Source organism: Bacillus cereus group sp. Bce019 (genome assembly GCF_051781745.1).
Taxonomy (GTDB): domain Bacteria; phylum Bacillota; class Bacilli; order Bacillales; family Bacillaceae_G; genus Bacillus_A; species Bacillus_A cereus.
On record NZ_JBPWJX010000169.1, the window covers coordinates 1 to 266 of the forward strand.

Below are 266 nucleotides of genomic sequence, written 5' to 3' on the forward strand. Positions count from 1 at the left end.
TTCCCAGATATTACTTTTTATTTTTGTTTCGCCAACAACTCGACCTTTTTGTTTATCAATTCTATCGTCTCTCATACTTCCATCTTCTTTACGGTTTATAGATATTGCCTTCTTTCCACCATGTTTACTCGGCACTCTTATATAGTTGCATATCTTAGGCTTGCCTTTGCTAAATACAAACATATATTCAAATCCTTGATAGTATCTATGGCATTTAAAATCTGTAGGAACTATCTTTGATTTAGTGTAAATCATAGTATCGTGAA

The 266-nt window shown here is 32.3% G+C and carries 1 pseudogene; it reads right to left on the reverse strand.

From position 1 onward, the window contains the following. Positions 1 to 183 (reverse strand): annotated as a pseudogene (locus ACS2QP_RS27885) (hypothetical protein); the annotation flags it as partial. Positions 184 to 266: the final 83 nt, after the last annotated feature.